Origin of the sequence: Halopiger djelfimassiliensis (assembly GCF_000455365.1) — an archaeon.
GTDB classification, from domain to species: Archaea; Halobacteriota; Halobacteria; order Halobacteriales; family Natrialbaceae; genus Halopiger_B; species Halopiger_B djelfimassiliensis.
In genome coordinates this window covers 347,654-364,024 of the sequence record NZ_HG315687.1, presented here as the reverse complement: position 1 = coordinate 364,024, position 16,371 = coordinate 347,654, and the positions used below count along the sequence as shown (strand labels likewise).

At 65.8% G+C, this 16,371-nt stretch carries 13 protein-coding genes; 10 read left to right on the top strand and 3 right to left on the bottom strand.

The features are described from left to right. Nucleotides 1-13: 13 nt before the first annotated feature. Together TX80_RS17200 and TX80_RS17195 are read left to right on the top strand one after the other, a co-directional pair. A complete protein-coding gene (locus tag TX80_RS17200; protein ID WP_049924490.1) occupies nt 14-1,630 on the top strand; it encodes a tryptophan--tRNA ligase in 1,617 nt (538 codons plus the stop codon). 127 nt (nt 1,631-1,757) lie between these two features. Beyond that, nucleotides 1,758-3,110: a hypothetical protein gene (locus TX80_RS17195; RefSeq protein ID WP_049924489.1), complete on the top strand. Its 1,353-nt coding sequence runs from the start codon at nt 1,758-1,760 to the stop codon at nt 3,108-3,110. A gap of 28 nt (nt 3,111-3,138) precedes the next feature. Here TX80_RS17195 and TX80_RS17190 read toward each other — a convergent pair whose 3' ends face one another. Next, a complete protein-coding gene (locus tag TX80_RS17190; RefSeq protein WP_195893106.1) occupies nt 3,139-3,540 on the bottom strand; it encodes a DUF5518 domain-containing protein in 402 nt (133 codons plus the stop codon). A gap of 364 nt (nt 3,541-3,904) precedes the next feature. On the opposite strand from TX80_RS17190, the gene pheS reads away from it, so the two are divergent. Both pheS and pheT read left to right on the top strand, forming a co-directional pair. Then, a complete protein-coding gene (gene pheS / locus TX80_RS17185) occupies nt 3,905-5,431 on the top strand; it encodes a phenylalanine--tRNA ligase subunit alpha (RefSeq protein ID WP_049924488.1) in 1,527 nt (508 codons plus the stop codon). After that, on the top strand, nt 5,431-7,269 hold the full coding sequence (gene pheT / locus TX80_RS17180) for a phenylalanine--tRNA ligase subunit beta (RefSeq protein WP_049924487.1): 1,839 nt from the start codon (nt 5,431-5,433) through the stop codon (nt 7,267-7,269). Before pheS ends, pheT begins: the two co-directional genes overlap by 1 nt. A 14-nt stretch (nt 7,270-7,283) precedes the next feature. Here the strand turns inward: pheT and TX80_RS17175 are convergent, their stop codons facing one another. Together TX80_RS17175 and TX80_RS17170 are read right to left on the bottom strand one after the other, a co-directional pair. Further along, the gene (locus tag TX80_RS17175; protein ID WP_049924486.1) at nt 7,284-10,151 is read right to left on the bottom strand and encodes a M14 family metallopeptidase; all 2,868 of its coding nucleotides are present in this window, start codon (nt 10,149-10,151) and stop codon (nt 7,284-7,286) included. 257 nt (nt 10,152-10,408) lie between these two features. Then, complete coding sequence (locus TX80_RS17170) at nt 10,409-10,606, bottom strand: hypothetical protein (RefSeq protein WP_006066039.1); 198 nt, start codon at nt 10,604-10,606, stop codon at nt 10,409-10,411. Between the two features lie 238 nt (nt 10,607-10,844). On the opposite strand from TX80_RS17170, the gene TX80_RS17165 reads away from it, so the two are divergent. The 6 genes from TX80_RS17165 to leuS all read left to right on the top strand — a co-directional run bounded on the left by TX80_RS17165 (nt 10,845) and on the right by leuS (nt 16,368). After that, nucleotides 10,845-11,153: a non-histone chromosomal MC1 family protein gene (locus TX80_RS17165; protein ID WP_049924485.1), complete on the top strand. Its 309-nt coding sequence runs from the start codon at nt 10,845-10,847 to the stop codon at nt 11,151-11,153. Between the two features lie 173 nt (nt 11,154-11,326). Further along, complete coding sequence (gene pheA / locus TX80_RS17160) at nt 11,327-12,136, top strand: prephenate dehydratase (RefSeq protein ID WP_049924483.1); 810 nt, start codon at nt 11,327-11,329, stop codon at nt 12,134-12,136. A 67-nt stretch (nt 12,137-12,203) separates the two neighbouring features. Then, on the top strand, nt 12,204-12,659 hold the full coding sequence (locus TX80_RS17155) for a peroxiredoxin (protein WP_049924482.1): 456 nt from the start codon (nt 12,204-12,206) through the stop codon (nt 12,657-12,659). Nucleotides 12,660-12,746: 87 nt separating this feature from the next. Then, nucleotides 12,747-13,166 carry an Hsp20/alpha crystallin family protein gene (locus TX80_RS17150; protein ID WP_049924480.1) on the top strand — a complete coding sequence of 140 codons (420 nt, stop codon included), beginning with the start codon at nt 12,747-12,749 and terminating at the stop codon, nt 13,164-13,166. A gap of 27 nt (nt 13,167-13,193) precedes the next feature. Continuing rightward, nucleotides 13,194-13,421: a hypothetical protein gene (locus TX80_RS17145; protein WP_049924479.1), complete on the top strand. Its 228-nt coding sequence runs from the start codon at nt 13,194-13,196 to the stop codon at nt 13,419-13,421. A gap of 94 nt (nt 13,422-13,515) precedes the next feature. Then, on the top strand, nt 13,516-16,368 hold the full coding sequence (gene leuS, locus TX80_RS17140; protein WP_049924478.1) for a leucine--tRNA ligase: 2,853 nt from the start codon (nt 13,516-13,518) through the stop codon (nt 16,366-16,368). The last annotated feature ends 3 nt before the right edge of the window (nt 16,369-16,371 follow it).

Genomic DNA, 16,371 nt, shown 5'->3' with positions numbered 1-16,371 from the left:
CAAAACGGTGGTAATGACCGGAGACGACCCACTCGAGGAGTCCGACTCAGGGGAACCGTTGCCCGACGGCGGTGAGCCATCCGCGTCGGAACCCCGTTTCGACGGCGGAACCGCCGGAGCCGACGACGTCGCGCTGGACCCGTGGGGCTCCTCGACCGTCTCCGATTACCGCAAGCTGTTCGAAGAGTTCGGCATCGAGGAGTTCGACGAAGTCCTCGATGAGGTGCCGAACCCACACTACCTGATGCGTCGTGGGGTCATCTTCGGCCACCGCGACTATCGACCCGTCGCGCGGGCGTTACAAAACGACGAACCCGCGGCGGTGCTGTCGGGGTTCATGCCTACCGGCGACCCCCACATCGGCCACAAGCTCGTCTTCGACGAGATCATCTGGCACCAACGGCAGGGGGCCGACGCCTACGCGTTGATCGCCGATCTCGAGGCCAACTCGGCCCGCGGAATGAGCTGGGAGGAGATCGACGGACACGCCCGCGATTACCTGCTTTCCCTGCTCGCGCTCGGGTTCGATCCGGACGAGGGAACCCTCTACCGGCAGTCGACGAACCGACAGCTGCAGGATCTGGCGTTCGACCTCGGGGCCGACGCCAACTTCTCGGAGTTTCAGGCGATCTACGGCTTCGACGGCGAGACCGACGTCTCGCACATGCAGTCGGTCGTCACCCAGATGGCCGACATCCTCTACCCGCAACTCGAGGAACCCAAACCCACCGTCATCCCCGTCGGACCGGATCAGGACCCCCACGTCCGGCTGGCCCGGGATCTGGCCGAGCGGATGCGGTTTTTCAAGGTCTCGCGGGCGTACGCCAGCTTCGAACTCGAGCCCGACGAGCGCGCCCTCGTCGCGGAGTTCTACGAGCGCCTCGATCCCGCCGATTTCGACGACGACCGACTGCGGTGTGTCCACGTCGCCGAGTCGCTCGAGGAGACGCCGCTGTCGGAGCTTGCAGTCGACGCGAGTACGCTCGATACCGTCCTCACGAAGTTGAACGAGGCGGGGATGGAGCCGATCCGCCCGCGAACCCGCTTTTTCGACCGTCGCGCGACCGACGAGGCGTTCGAGGCGCTGATCGACGCCATCGACGGTGAGAAACGCGTCTACGAGAACCACATCGACGCCTTCGAGATCGATCCCGACGATGCCGCGGAACTCGCCCGCGAGATCGAGGTCGACCACGGCGGCTACGGGTTCCGCCCGCCGTCGTCGATCTACCACCGCTTTATGACCGGACTCACCGGCGGCAAGATGTCCTCCTCGGTGCCGGCCTCGCACATCTCCCTGCTCGACGATCCCGGGGACGGCTACGACAAGGTGAAAGCGGCGACGACCGGCGGCCGCGAAACCGCCGAGGAACAGCGCGAGAAGGGCGGTCGCGCCGACGAGTGCCCCGTCTACGAACTGTACGCCTACCTGCTGGCCGGCGACGACGACGAGTTCGCAAAGCGCGTCTACGACGAGTGCGTCGGCGGCGAGCGACTCTGTGGCGACTGCAAGGAACAGGCCGCCCAGCTGATGCGGGAGTTCCTCGCGGAACACCAGGAGAAACGCGAGGAAGTCGCGGACCTGCTCGAGGAGGCGGACATCGAACTCGAATCGCCGCGGCGGGGCTGACCGAGCGAACGCGTTGCCGCTCGCGCGAGGAGTGGAGCCGTCGGCCTGCGCCGGAAATCCGGCAGCGTATCGTTCGCCCCTCCGTCTGACGAAAATATTTACGCGCGTTCGTGGTAGTGTCTGACGGATGCCCCGCCCTCCACGTCCGCCCCGTGATACGGACGAGCTTCTGGTCTGTGCCGACGTGCTCGGCGCGTTCGGCGTGACGGCAGCGGACATCAGACCGGCCGGGACCGCGGCCGACGACGTCGCGCTCGAGACGGCCCTCGCGGACGTCCTCTCCGACGGCCGGGATCGGACGGCCGTCCTCCGACGGACGATCGCAAACAGCGACCGCGGAATCAGCTGTGCCGCGCGATACGCCGCCGAACATCTCGAGCGCGAGGTGACGACCGTCTTCGAGTCGATCGGCTGGACGCTCGAGATCGATCGGACCGGAGCGCGTCGACTGGAGCTTCGGGCGACCGATCCCGAGGGCCGCCGGCGCGAGACGTCGGTGACGTACCCTGAAACGCCGCTCGGAACCGACAACGCCCCCGCCGTGTTGCAGGCGCTGAACGCGTCGGTGCTTTCGGGAACCGACGCTCAGTTCGTGGCGCTGTCGACCGGCGTCGACCGCTGGCAGGCCGCCCTGATCGACGAACGCGAACTCGAGCGACTCCGCGAGCGGTACGGTCCTCGAATCCGGGCGATCGACCGGCCGCTGCTTCCCGAGTACGGGCTCGAGGCGTACGTGCCGGGCGAGTCGAGTCCGGCCCCGGGTCGAAGCGGGGACGAACCGTGGCCGGCGTGGACCCGAAACCGAGAGCGGGACGGGAGTCACACGCCGACGGCCGTCTCCGACCTCATCGAGGAAGCGGAGGACGGCGTCGAATCCGGGGCTGACTCGAGTACCGGCGGGGTCGACGACGGAGCGGGGTCGGCGACGGAGTCGAGGGCCACGTCACCGCCGGCGACGGAGGCGGACGGGTTCGAGCTGTGTGGCGGTTCGCCGGCGGTCTCGCGGGTCCACGACGACGCGGCGCAATCGGATGCTGACGGGGCGACGACGGCCGGGACCGGTTCCCGAACGGAGTCCGGCACCGACTCGAGGGCCGACCGACCGACGCAAACGGGCGGAGAAACCGGGACCGACGAATCGGCCGACGACGGGTTCGGAACGCTCTCGGGGACGATCGAGACGGAGCGAGTATCGAACGACGCGTTCGACAGCGATATCGAGTGGGAAACCGAGGACGACCGGTATCGAGCGCTCGGGGCCGCACTCGGCGCGGGCGGAGCCGTCTCCGTGAAAGGCTTGCTCGAGGACGAGGAGTTCCTGCCGGAGCTGCCGGCGGCCGAAAGCGCAGAGACCCGCATCGAGTTCGAGGACGAGTTCGACCCCGGGGCGGTTCAGGAGGCGAAAGCCGCCGCCGAGCAGTCGGGGTTCGTCTGGGTCGATGCCGGCTCGCTCGAGACGACGCGAGTCTCGAACGGGTGATCGAGATCGATCGGGCGTCGCGTGGATGTCAGACGCGGCCGATGTCGTCGCCGAACTCGCGGTTCAAGATCGACCCGACCGCGCCGCCGAGGGACGCGAACACGACCGTCGAGGCGACGTAAAAGAGGGCGGCGACCAGAAAGAACCCGCCCAGCGCCGCCCCCATCGGTGCACCGACGAACCCGAAGAGGAGACCGCCGAACGTGAGGAACAACACGAACTTAGCGAGGCCGGAGACGATTCCGGCGACGACACCGGCGATCGCACCGGAAGACGGGTCACGTCCCTCGAGATATCCCGCGAGGAGTCCGCCAAGCAGCGTCGAAAAGGGGATAAACGACAGCACGATCGCGACGAGCGCGCCGACGAGACCGTTGACGGCGGTGGACCCGGACGAAGATCCGCGTTTGCGGGTGACGGACGGTGACATGGTCGGGTTTCGGCAACCAGCTTCAGGATCTTTTCGGTTCGGTTGTATTTCATGTGCTAGAACAGATTCCGGAGCGACCGCCTGCGTTGCGAGCAGTGTCACCGTCCCGCAACGCTTTTGGGTTTCCTTCCGCATCGAACGAGTATGACGTTCGAATCCCGGATTCGTGTCGGCGTCGGCGAACAGCAACAGCGCGAGCGTCCGGGGTTCGGATTCGTTTTCCGCAGCTAAGTCGGGACGGTGGACCCGCGGCCGCCGCCACCGGGCGGCCGCGGCGAAACCGTCCGTCGCGTCGGCGACGGGAGCGCTCCCGAGCCGAGTCGGAACCGCTAACTGACCACCACCCAGCCATACGAACAAGCGAATGCAACTTCCCGAACCACAGGTCGCGGTCCTCGAGGCCGCGAGCGCGGACGAGGCGACGGCCGTCGACGCCCTCGCCGAGGCGACCGATCTCCCGCCAGAGACCGTCACCGGGGCGGCCTTCGAACTCGAGTCGGAGGGGCTGGTCGCCGTCGAGGAACGCGTCGACGAAACGGTCACGCTCACGGACGAAGGGCGTGAGTATGCAGACAGCACGCTCCCCGAAATCCGGCTCTACGAGGCCGCACTCGAGGCGGGCGCGGACGACGGGTCCGTTTCGATGGGACAGGTCATCGGGGCCTCGGGGCTCGAGGGCGACGCGGTCGACATCGCGCTGTCGAACTACGCCCGCAAAGGGTATGGAACGATCGACAGCGGCGAGATCACCGCGGACCCGGACGCCGATCCGGCGGCGGATCCGGAGGCGACCGCGCTCGAGACGCTGGCCGACGCGGACGCGGTCGCGGCCGACAGCGTCGAAGCCGACGCCGACACGCTCGAGTCGCTCGAGCGTCGGGGCCTGCTCGAGCGCACGGAGACGACCGTCCGGGGGGTAACCCTGACCGATCAGGGAGTCACGGAGCTGATGGCGGGGGTCGAAACCGCCGAGACGGTCGGGCAGGTCACGCCGGAACTGCTCACGAGCGGCGAGTGGGAGACCGTCGAGTTCGCCGACTACAACGTCGAGGCCGACGCCGAGGAGTTCGAGGGCGGCTCGGTCCACGTCCTGCGGGAGATGGCAGAACGCGTCAAAGACGTCCTCGTCGGCATGGGTTTTCAGGAGATGGACGGTCCCCACGTCGACGCGGACTTCTGGATCAACGACTGTCTGTTCATGCCGCAGGACCACCCTGCGCGAACGCACTGGGACCGGTTCGCGCTGGAACGGCCCAGCCACATCGACGAGTTGCCCGAAGAGCTCGTCGAGGCCGTCGAGCGCGCCCACAAGGAGGGTGTCGGCGACGACGGCGAGGGGTATCATTCCCCGTGGGATGAGGATTTCGCGCGGGCGCTTGCCTTGCGCGGGCATACGACCTCCCTCTCGACGCGGTACCTCTCGGGCGAGGGAATCGGCGAGATCGAACCGCCGGCGCGCTTTTTCAGCGTCGAGAAGGCCTACCGCAACGATACGCTCGACGCGACCCACCTGCTCGAGTTCTACCAGATCGAGGGGTGGGTGATGGCCGAGGACCTCTCGGTGCGCGATCTGATGGGTACCTTCGAGGAGTTCTACGCCCAGTTCGGCATCGAGGATATCCAGTTCAAACCCCACTACAACCCCTACACCGAGCCGAGTTTCGAGCTGTTCGGCACGCATCCGACGACGGGCGAACTGATCGAGATCGGTAACTCCGGGATCTTCCGCGAGGAGATGCTCGAGCCGCTGGGCGTCGACTGTGACGTCATGGCCTGGGGACTGGCCCTCGAGCGACTCGCCATGTTGACGACCGGCGCGGAGGACATCCGCGACCTCCACGGGACGCTGGCCGATCTCGAGTTCCTGCGGAACGCGGAGGTGAGCTACTGATGCCAACCGTCGACATCGATCCCGACGAACTGCGCGGGTTGACCGGTCGCGAGGAGAAAAGCGACGACGAGCTGAAGGACGACCTGTTCGGGCTCGGCCTCGAGTTCGAGGGCCGCACCGAGGACGGCGAGTTCGAACTCGAGTTCGCCCCCGATCGGCTCGATCGGCTCTCGGTCGAGGGCGTGGCGCGCTCGATGCGCTACCAGTACGGCGACGCCCGCGGCGTCCACGTTCCATCCACGAATACGGCCGAGTGGACGATCGAGGTCGACGAGTCGGTGCCGGACGACCGGCCGTACGTCACGGGCGCGGTTGTTCGCAACGTCGATCTCGACGAGACGGCCCTCGAGTCGCTCATTCAACTGCAGGAGAAGCTCCACGCGACGATGGGCCGCAAGCGGGCGAAAGGCGCGATCGGGATCCACGATCTGACGATGCTCAAGGGCAGCCCCGCCACCGAGGGGACCCCGACGATCGAGTACGTCGGCCTCGAACCCGACGAGGACACGTTCGTCCCCCTCGACGCGGACGCGGAGATGACGCCGGCACAGGTGCTCGAGGACCACCAGACGGGCCAGACCTACGCCGACCTCGTCAGCGAGTACGAACGCTATCCGGCGATCTACGACGACCTCGGGCTGTTCTCGTTCCCGCCGGTGATCAACGGCCGCCGCACCGAGGTCACCACCGACTCGCGGGATCTGTTCGTCGAGATGACCGGCACCGATCAGTGGACGATCGACAAGATGCTGAACATCGTCTGCTACGCGCTGGCCGCCCGTGGGGCCACGCTCGAGGACGTACGGATCGAATACCCCGACCACGAGATCGTCCGTCCCGACCTCTCGACGAAAACGAAGACGGTCGCCCACGAGCGCATCGAGACGATCCTCGGGATCGATCTCGACCCCGACGAAGTGACCGACCTGGCCGAGCGCTCGGGTCTCGAGGCGGAGCCGGACGAAAGCGAGGACGGCGACCTCGTCTACGAGGTGACGGTCCCGCCCTACCGCGTCGACGTGCTCCATCCGCTGGACGTCATCGACGACCTCGGCCGGGCCTACGGGTTCAACGACCTCGAGCCCCGGTACCCCGACGTCGGTACCGTCGGCGGCCGCCACGAACGCTCCCGGCTCGAGCGAGCCGTCCGCACCCAGCTTGTCGGACTCGGGTTCGAGGACATGCTGAACTTCCACATGAGCAACGAAACCGAGAACTACTGGCGCATGATGCGCGAGTACGGGGCGGACGCCAGTAGCCTGGTCACGGCCGATGACGCCGCGAGCGCGGAACACGCACGAGACGAAGGGATCGCGTTCGAAGAACGGCCGCTCGAGGGGATGCTCGACCGGATTCCCGACGTCTACGACGGTCGGCCCTACGGGTTCACCCCGGCACCGACGATCAAGGAACCCTACAGCGAGGACTACACCATGCTTCGGACGTGGGTCACGCCGTCGCTGTTGATGGTCCTCGAGCGAAACACCCACCGCGCGTACCCGCAGCAGCTGGCGGAGATCGGCTTTACCGCCGCCGTTGATGAGAGCGAGAACACCGGCGTCGCGGAACGGCGACGGATCGGGGCCGTTCTGGCGAGCCACGAGGCCGGCTACGAGGACGCCAAAGCCCGTCTCCAAGCGCTGGCCCGCCGGTTCGACGTCGACCTCGAGACGCCACCCGTCGAACACCCATCCTTCATCTCGGGTCGAACTGCAAGCGTCGTCATCGACGGCGAACCAGTCGGTGTCATCGGCGAGTTCCACCCGAAAGTACTCGTCGAGCACGATCTCGAGGTGCCCGCGGCCGGGTTCGAGTTCGACCTCGCGGCGCTGCGGTAACCCACGAGGTCGGCCTACCGGATGTCGCCGTAGGTGCGGACGAGTTCGCCGTCGACGTACCGCCGCTGTTCGAAGCCGAGCGCGTTACAGACGAGCGTGTGGCCCATAAACGAGACGGCGTAGTCCGCCATGCCGAACGGGTGAAGCTCCGTCTGTTGGGCCGGCGGGAGCACGGAGCCAAGGACCGCGATCTCGGAGTCGCCAGCCGAAAGCATCCCAGCGCCGACGCCGGGTTCGACCGGTCGCATGGTGCCGTCGACCTCGGTCCACCGCGTGAAGGTCCCGGCGACGTTGCCGCCGGCGTCCTCGAACGCGTCGATGTCGACGACCGTCGCTGGCTGGTCGACGCCGGTGGTGTACCCGAGCTGTGACCCCTTCCAGACCTCCTGCTGTCGGGGCCGGACGCCCGCCAGGAGCGGATGGTCGAAGTCCCTGTTCTCGAGGTTCGCAAACGGGACGACGGTGTCGTGGATATCCTCGTGATCGATGGCTGCGGCCTCGCCGACGTCGAGTTCGCCGAGCAGGTTCACGCCCGTATCCGTAAGGACCAGATCGCCACCGACCGAGAGGAACGTTTCGATCATGGAGACGTACAGCGGGTTGTCGATCCCGACGTCGTGTGAGACGACGAGTTTGTCACAGCGACGCCCCGTCGAGTCACTCCGGACCAACTGCCCGTCACCGACGGCACTGACCGGAAGCTCGTCGATCCAGCCGTCCTCGAGGTACGGCTCGAGGTCGGCGAAAAACTGCATCGGATCGACGCTGTACTCGCGTTGCTCGTAGCCGAGGACCTCCTTCGGATCGGGGATCTCACCCTCGGTCTCGAGCCGCGTCGTCGTGACCCGGATTTCGACGTCGCTTTCGACCTCGACGGCCCACTGGCCAGCCTGCGGTCGCCTGACGAACAGTTCCTCGAAGTCGTGTTTGCGAGCCGTTCGATCGGCCGGGTCCGCCTTCGCGGAGAGGTCGATCTCGCGGACGACGGAACCGTTTGGCCTTCTGAGGCGAACCGTCCCCTCGGTAGCGTGGCGAACGCCGTCGAGGTGGACGAACAGCGAGTGTGTCTCGTCGGTCGTCTCGGTACCGACCGCGGACTGTGTGTCGGGTCCGGGATGAACGACGTCGTGACTCCGCTGTACCGTCGTCTCGGAGTCCTGTCCGTGGCCGTGTTCGGCACCGTCGGTGTGGGGGAGCTCAGCCGATGACCGGGTGAGTTCGTCCGCGGTGACGTAGGCGGTGTTTTGCCCGCCGGTCGCGATGGTCGCGCTCGTCTCGCGGGCGGTCATCTCGGCGAGTTCGCGCATCGAGATCCGGTAGGCCGTGACGTAGTGGCGCGACCAGTACGGTTTCCACTCCATCTGTGCGTCGGCGACGTGGTTCGAGAGAATGATCTCCGGAGCGACGGTGATCGCACCGAGTCCGCCGAACGCTTCCGGTTGCCCGGCCCAGCCGAGGAGGCTGCCGGTGATCTGGTAGGAGAGCGAATCGTAGATCGATCCCCAGTCGAACAAGCCGTCGAAGCTGTCACCCGTCGGAACGAACGGGGTTCCGTACCGCTCCTCGCCGGCCGTGGCGATGTCGTCCGCGATCGCGTCGACGTCGCCCCAGTGGGCCTGCATCCCTTCGCCGATTCGGCGGTTGACCTCGTCCAGATCGTGAGTCCCGTCGTGGTCGAACGGCGCGTTCGTCTCGAGGTTGAACACCATGTGATCCGCGGTGTACATCCCGTGGTAATCACAGAGGAACGCCACGTTGTCGTACCCGCGGAAGTGCTCGACGATCCCGAGCGCGTCCGGGACCAGGTCGAAGAACTCCTCGGGCGCACCGTCGGGTTCGGCCGGCCGGAAGCTGGGGTTTACCCAGCCGATCGTCGGATACTGCCGGTTCGTATCGATCTGCTGGCCGTCGAAACGGCGCGCGTTCCCGCGCTGGAAGTTCGTGTCGTGGTCGTCGATCCACGGAATCTCGGTCTGTGGCCGCCGCGAGACCCAGCCGTCGGGATTGGTAAACAGGAACACGAGGGCGATCTCCTCGAGCAACGGCTCGAACTCGTCGGCTCGCCCCGCCGCGAGATCCTCGATCAATCGGCACCCGCTTTCCACCCCGGCCCGCTCGTCCCCGTGGATCGAGAGGGAGTAAACCGCCTTCGGCTTCCCGTCGAACGACTCCCTGTCGCGGACGTTTTTCGCGACCTCGGCGACGTAGACGGGTTTCGGATCCGGGTCCGTGCCGGTGTACTGGTTGTTCCAGCCCGGCGACTCGCTGACCGCCTGGACGCGGACTCGGTCGGGATGCTCGGCCGCGATATGCTCGAGTCCCTGAACGGTTTCGGCGTACGAGACGTAGTTCCGTGCCTGCTCGACCGACGGGAAGACGCCGCTCTCGTACGGGGCCTCGATCTTCCACCACGGGTTCGCACCCGGCGAGAAGTCCATTCGTTCGATCCCGTCGAACCCGAGGACGTCGGCGACCTCGTCGGCGGTGAGATGTGCGTGTGCGGCCGGCGTCGGCGAGAGGCGGGTGACGGCCTTCGGCGGCCGGGGACGCTCGGGATCGGGCGTCTCCTCGTACTCGTCGGCGAACGCCTCGAGCGCCTCCCGGTCGGCGAACTCGATGATAGTCGGTGCCTCGTACTCGTCGGGGGTGTGGTTGACGACGAACTCGTACTCGTCGGTCATCGGCTCGTCCCGGACGTCCGCAGTCGCGGCCCCGGGGAGCGCGAGCGCGGTCCCCGTCGCAGCCGAGAGACTGAGGAACGTCCGTCGGTCGATGGCGCTGTCCGAGAACGCGTCGTCGATGTCGGACGCGGCGTCAGCGGTAGTCCCAATGGTTCGGTCGGAACGTCGTGGTGATTCCGATCGGTTACTTTTGTTTGACATTGGCTATCGTGGGTCCACCCCACACGGTCTGCCCACGATAATTCCGAACATATAGCTAGCAGAATGAGTGAATGTATCTGGAAAGGGTATTTTTACGTATCAGAACGTAGTTGATTTTGGTTTTTCAGCGGCCGACGCGACAAACGGCGACCCCGAGCGGTCCGGGTCACGACCGGAAATCGAATCACAGCCGAAAACTGGCGTCTCGAGGGGAAAGGAGCGAGAGCCGTTCGTGGAATCCGCGGGAAGACGGTCCGCTAGAACTCGTGTTCGACCTCGTCTTCGTCGGCCTTTTGGATGATGATCTTGCCGTCCCGGACGCGGACGAAAACCTCGTCGCCGATATCCATGCCCGCGACTGCGAGTTCGTCCTCGTGGAGATTCAGATGGACGTTGTGGTAGTTGCCGTCTTCGTCTTTCGCACCGCTTGGACTCAGCTTCTTTTTCCGTACCATCGCGGGATTCTATGACGAACTTCGCCGCAGGATATACTTAAGTGTTTTCGACGCACAGGCGAGTTCCTCCGGAAACTGAACTGAACTGACCGTCGTGACAGTGACTGCCCGCCGCACCGACTGCGAATACTGCGGGACGGTGCGGACCGAGCGGACTTAAAGATACCGGCGCAGTCGGTCGATTTTGGGGGATATCTTTATGTCGGGTCGTGTGCTCGTTTGACACGGAGGCGAAACCATGGTACGTGAAGACGGTAAACGTAACTTTGCGCTGCGGGAGTCGAACGGGGAAGAGACGAGCGTCTTTTCGGGGAACACGCCACGCCAGGCCGCCCTCAAGGCGGCCCGGCGGCTCGAGCCCGGCTCGAGCGAGGACGACGCCGAGCGCGTCGAACTCAGACTGCGGGAGAAAGGGACCGACAAGGTTCACATCTACGAGGGGTGGGCCTGGGAGGAGACGGCACCCGACGACAAACCCGACTGGATGCCAAACGAGATTACGGAAGCCAACGTGTCGAAACAGGGGATCGAACACCTCGAGGAGTGAGTCGAGGCCGGAGCGTTTTCGTCGACGCCATCGCCGAGCGACGCGACGCCCGATAGATCGACCGGGACAGTACCGACAGCCGGACCGGCGACCGACCGACGGGTCAACGGTCCGTGCTACCGTGTGACCGACACTCGATGCTCTTTTGGCACCGACCCGGCAAAGGGTGGGTGATGAACACAGTCACGCTCGGTCCCGAAGGGACCTACTCACACCGGGCGGCAAGCGTTACCGCCGCAGACGAGATCGAGTTTCGCCAGTCGGTAACGACGATCGTCGACGCCGTCGCCGCCGGCGACCACGACCGCGGCGTTATCCCCATCGAAAACAGTATCGAGGGCAGCGTTACCGAGAGCCTCGACGCACTGGCCGACTACGACGTCGCCGTCGTCCGCGAAATCGTCACGCCGATCAGACACGCGCTGCTCGCCCAGAGCGAGGGGTTCGACACCATCGCCAGCCACTCTCAGGCGCTGGCCCAGTGTCGGACCTACCTCGAGCGAAACTACCCCGACGTTACCCTCGAAGCCGTCGCGAGCACGGCCAAGGGCGTCGAGTTGGCACGCGACGACCACTCAATCGCGGGGATCGGCCATCCGGCGAACGCCGACGGCGACCTCGCGGTACTGGCCGAGGACATTCAGGATCAGGACTCGAACGCCACCCGCTTTTTCGCGATCGCACCCGCGGCCGAACGCTCGAAGGGCGGCGGCAAGACCTCGCTGGTCGTCTATCCGAACGCGAACTACCCCGGACTGCTGCTCGAGTTGCTCGAGCCGTTTGCCGACCGGGACATCAACCTCTCTCGCGTCGAGTCACGACCCAGCGGACGGCGGCTGGGCGACTACGTCTTCCACGTCGATATCGAGGCCGGGCTGTACGAATCGCGGACGAAAGAAGCGATCGAGGACATCGAGGACATCGCCGAGAACGGCTGGGTTCGGCGACTCGGCTCGTACGACATCGAACACGTCGTCGAGTGAAATCCGAGATCCGACTGTTCCTCGAGTGACCGAAAGCCGTTTCCGCCCGATCGCAGTACCGTCACGTATGCCACTCGAGACTGGCTCGGACGCGCCGACCGTACGCGCACGGAACCAGGACGGCGAGGAACTCACCCTCGAGTTCGCGGAGCCGACGGTCCTGTACTTCTATCCGCGCGACGAGACGCCGGGCTGTACGATCGAGGCGAACCAGTTCCAGCGGGAACTGGAGACCTATCGGGACGCCGGCGCCGCCGTCTACGGCGTCTCGACCGACGATGTCGACTCCCACCGGTCGTTTTGCGAGTCCGAGGACCTCGAGTTCGATCTGCTCGCGGATCCAGACGGCGACCTCGCCGCCGCCTTCGACGTCGACGTCGAGGATGGCGCGGCCGCGAGAACGACCTTTTTCCTCGCCGAGGGCGAGGTCAAGGCGGTCTACGAGCACGTCGATCCGGACGGCCACGCACGCGACGTCCTGTGGGATGCGCTCGAGGCCGGACTGGTGACGCTGCCGGAGTAGTCGCGCTCGGAGACCGCCTCGGATCGCGACGGTTCTGTCCTCACGGTGCGGGCAGAATTTATCCCACTCGAGGCCGTACTGTCGGGTATGCGACGAAGCCCGTTCGACGAAATAGAGGAGATGCTCGACCGCGTCAGTCGGCAGGTCGAAGAAGGCATGGCCGGCGGCGGACTGCAGGTGCCGGGATCGGTTCCCGTCGATGTCGTGGATACGGGTGCTGAGTACGTCGTCACGGCTGATCTTCCGGGGTACGAGACCGACGACATCGACCTGACGCTCTCGGAGGGGACCCTGCGGCTCGAGGCGAACCGCGAGGACGAAACGACGGTGACGGACGGGGAGTATCTCCGGCGCGAGCGGAACCGAAAGGCGGCCAACCGCCGCATTCGCCTCCCCGATCCCGTCGAGGAAGACGAAGTATCGGCCGGCTACGAGGACGGCGTCCTGACGGTTCGACTGCCGAAGGTCAGGGGATCCGACGAGTCGAAGCAAATCGACATCGAGTAGCTACCGATCGCCGCCGACCCGCGTTCCGTGTGGGCGATCGCCCAGCGCGCCGTCGAACCGTCGATCACTTCACGGGACGCCAGCGTGTGCAGCGCGATCGCGACTGTCCCCCGCCGAGTCACGCCGACGGTTCGTCACTGGCGATCGGAGCGTCCCGTATATTATCTCGGTGAACCGGAGAAAGACGTCTATCTCGGGCCGAGCAACCGATTCCTCGAGCGAACGGAACTGGCGAGCGAGGACGGCGTCCTCTAAGGACAGGTGCCGGTGTGGCACCACGACCGTCGAACCGCAGACCCACACCAGAACGAGGGTTACTTCTTTGATAGATGATGGACAATGAGGGGCTATGAGCTACGACCCGCAGGAACTCGAGGCCGAGTGGCGACGCCGCTGGGCCGAGTCGGGGCGATACGAAGCCGACCCCGACGGTCGAGACGCGGACGACGTGACCTTCGTCACGGTTCCGTACCCGTATCCGAACGGCGGAATGCATATCGGACACGCCCGTACGTACACTGTCCCGGACGTGTACGCCCGGTACCGTCGCCAGCAGGGAGACAACGTTCTCTTTCCGATCGGCTGGCACGTCACCGGAACGCCGATTATCGGGGCCGTCGAACGGCTGCAAAGCGGCGACACACACCAGATCGAGAGCCTCACAAACGCGTTCGTCGTTCCCGAATCGGATCTCGCGGATCTCGAGACGCCGATGGGGTTTGCCCGCTACTTCATCGAGAACCACTACAAGGCGGGGATGCGGCAACTCGGGCTGTCGATCGACTGGCGGCGCGAGTTTACGACCAACGACGACCGCTATGCGGCGTTTATCGGCTGGCAGTACGAGACGCTGAAAGAGCGGGGGCTGCTCGAGAAGGGACTGCATCCGGTCAACTACTGTACGAACGAAGCCCAACCCGTCACGACACACGACATCTACGAGGGTGAAGACGCCGAGTTTCAGGAGTACACCCTGATCAAATTCAACGGCGCTGACGACGATGTCGTCTACCCGATGGCAACGCTGCGACCCGAGACGGTTCGTGGCGTCACCAACGCCTACGTCGACCCCGACGCGACCTACGCCCGCGCCACCGTCGACGGGGAAGCGTGGATCGTCTCCGAAGAGGCGACGGAGAAACTCGATCTGCAAGCCCGGGAGGTCTCCGTCGAGGAGACCGTCGCGGGCGCGGACCTCGTCGGCAAGCGCGTCAGAAACCCCGTCACGGACGAGGAACTCCCCATCGTTCCCGCCGAGTTCGTCGATACCGACAGCGCAACCGGCGTCGTGATGTCCGTCCCCGCTCACTCGCCCGACGACTGGATCGCCCTCGAGGAGGCAAAGGAACGGGCCGTCGACCTCGCCGATGACGGCGTCGACCCCGACGAAATCCGGGCGATCGAACCCCGTCCGGTGCTGACCCTCGAGGGCTACGGCGACTACCCCGCGAAAGACGCCGTCGAGGAACACGGCATCGAGTCCGCGAGCGATCCCGCGCTCGAGGCGGCCACACAGGAGCTGTACAACCGCGAGTTTCATCGCGGCGAACTGCTCGAGGCCTACGGCGAGTTCGCCGGAGAGATCGTCGAGGACGTCCGCGACGACCTCGATTCCCACTTCCGCCGGCGGGGCGACTTCGACGCGATGTACGACCTCGACGAGTCGGTGATCTGTCGCTGTGGCGGCGACGTCGAGGTCGCCGAGCAGGAGACGTGGTTCCTGCGGTACGATGACGAGAACTGGAGCGAGAGAGCGTTGGGGGCGATCGAGAGCCTCGATGCGATCCCCGAGACGACCCGCGAGCAGTACGTCAATACCGTCGACTGGCTCGAGGAGTGGCCCTGTATCCGCAACTACGGCCTCGGAACCCGTCTGCCGTGGGACGACGAATTCGTCATCGAACCCTTAAGCGACTCGACGATCTATATGGCCTACTACACCGTCGCCCACCGGCTCGGGGACGTCCCACCCGAGGAGCTGGACCGGGACTTCTTCGAGACGCTGTTCTACGGCGCGGACGCCGTAGACGACCCCGACGAACGCGCGCTGGAACTGCGCGAGGAGTGGGAGTACTGGTACCCCGTCGACTACCGCTGTTCCGCGAACGATCTGATCTCGAACCATCTCACGTTCTCCCTCTACCACCACGCGGAACTGTTCGACGAGGAGCAATGGCCCCGTGGGATCACCAGCATGGGGATGGGGCTGCTCGAGGGCGAGATGATGAGCTCCTCGAAGGGCCACGTCGTCCTCCCGGACGAGGCGATCGAGGAGTACGGAGCCGACACCGTGCGCTTTTTCCTCCTGAATAGCTCCGAGCCGTGGCAGGACTTCGACTGGCGGGCCGACGAGGTCGGCTCGACGCACGATCAGTTAGCGCGGTTCTGGGACCGTGCGATCGACGTCATCGAGGGTCCGGACGGCAAGCGGGAACTGGAGGAGATCGACCGGTGGTTGCTCGCCAGACTGCAGGAGACGGTCCGAGAGGTCACGGACGCGATGGACCGCTTCGAGACCCGCACCGCCAGCCAGAACGCCTTCTATCGTCTCGAGGAACGCCTCAAGTGGTACCGCCGCCGGACCGACCTCGATCGACCGGGCGCACGATGGACGCTGCGGACGGTGCTCGAGACGCGACTGCGGCTGCTCGCACCGGTGATCCCGTTCATGGCGAACGAGCTTCACGAGCGGCTGACCGGCGAGCCCGCCGAAGCCGTGCCGTGGCCGGAGCCGATACCGGAGTTCGAGGACCCGACCGTCGTCGCCGAGGAGGGGTTGGTCGCGGACGTCCTCGAGGACGTCCGCGAGATCATCGCGGTGACCGACACCGACCCCGAGGCGATCCGGCTCTACGTCGCTGCCGACTGGAAGCGGGACGCCCTCGAGACCGTGACGGACGTCGGACCGGATCGGGGGCCGGTCATGAGCGAGATCATGCAAGACGACGACCTGCGCGAGAAGGGTGACGCCGTCAACGATCTCGTCGGCGACCTCGTGGAGTTTGTCCGCGAGCGCGACGAGGGGACGCTGGCGACACTGAGCGAGATCGACGAGCGTGCGGTCTACGAAGACGCCGCCTCCTTCCTCGCCCGCGAGTTCGACGCCGACATCGCGGTCTACGCCGAGGACGGCGAGCCGGTCGATCCCGACGATAAGGCGGGCCAGGCCCGCCCGTTCCGCCCGGCGATCCACCTCGAGTAACGA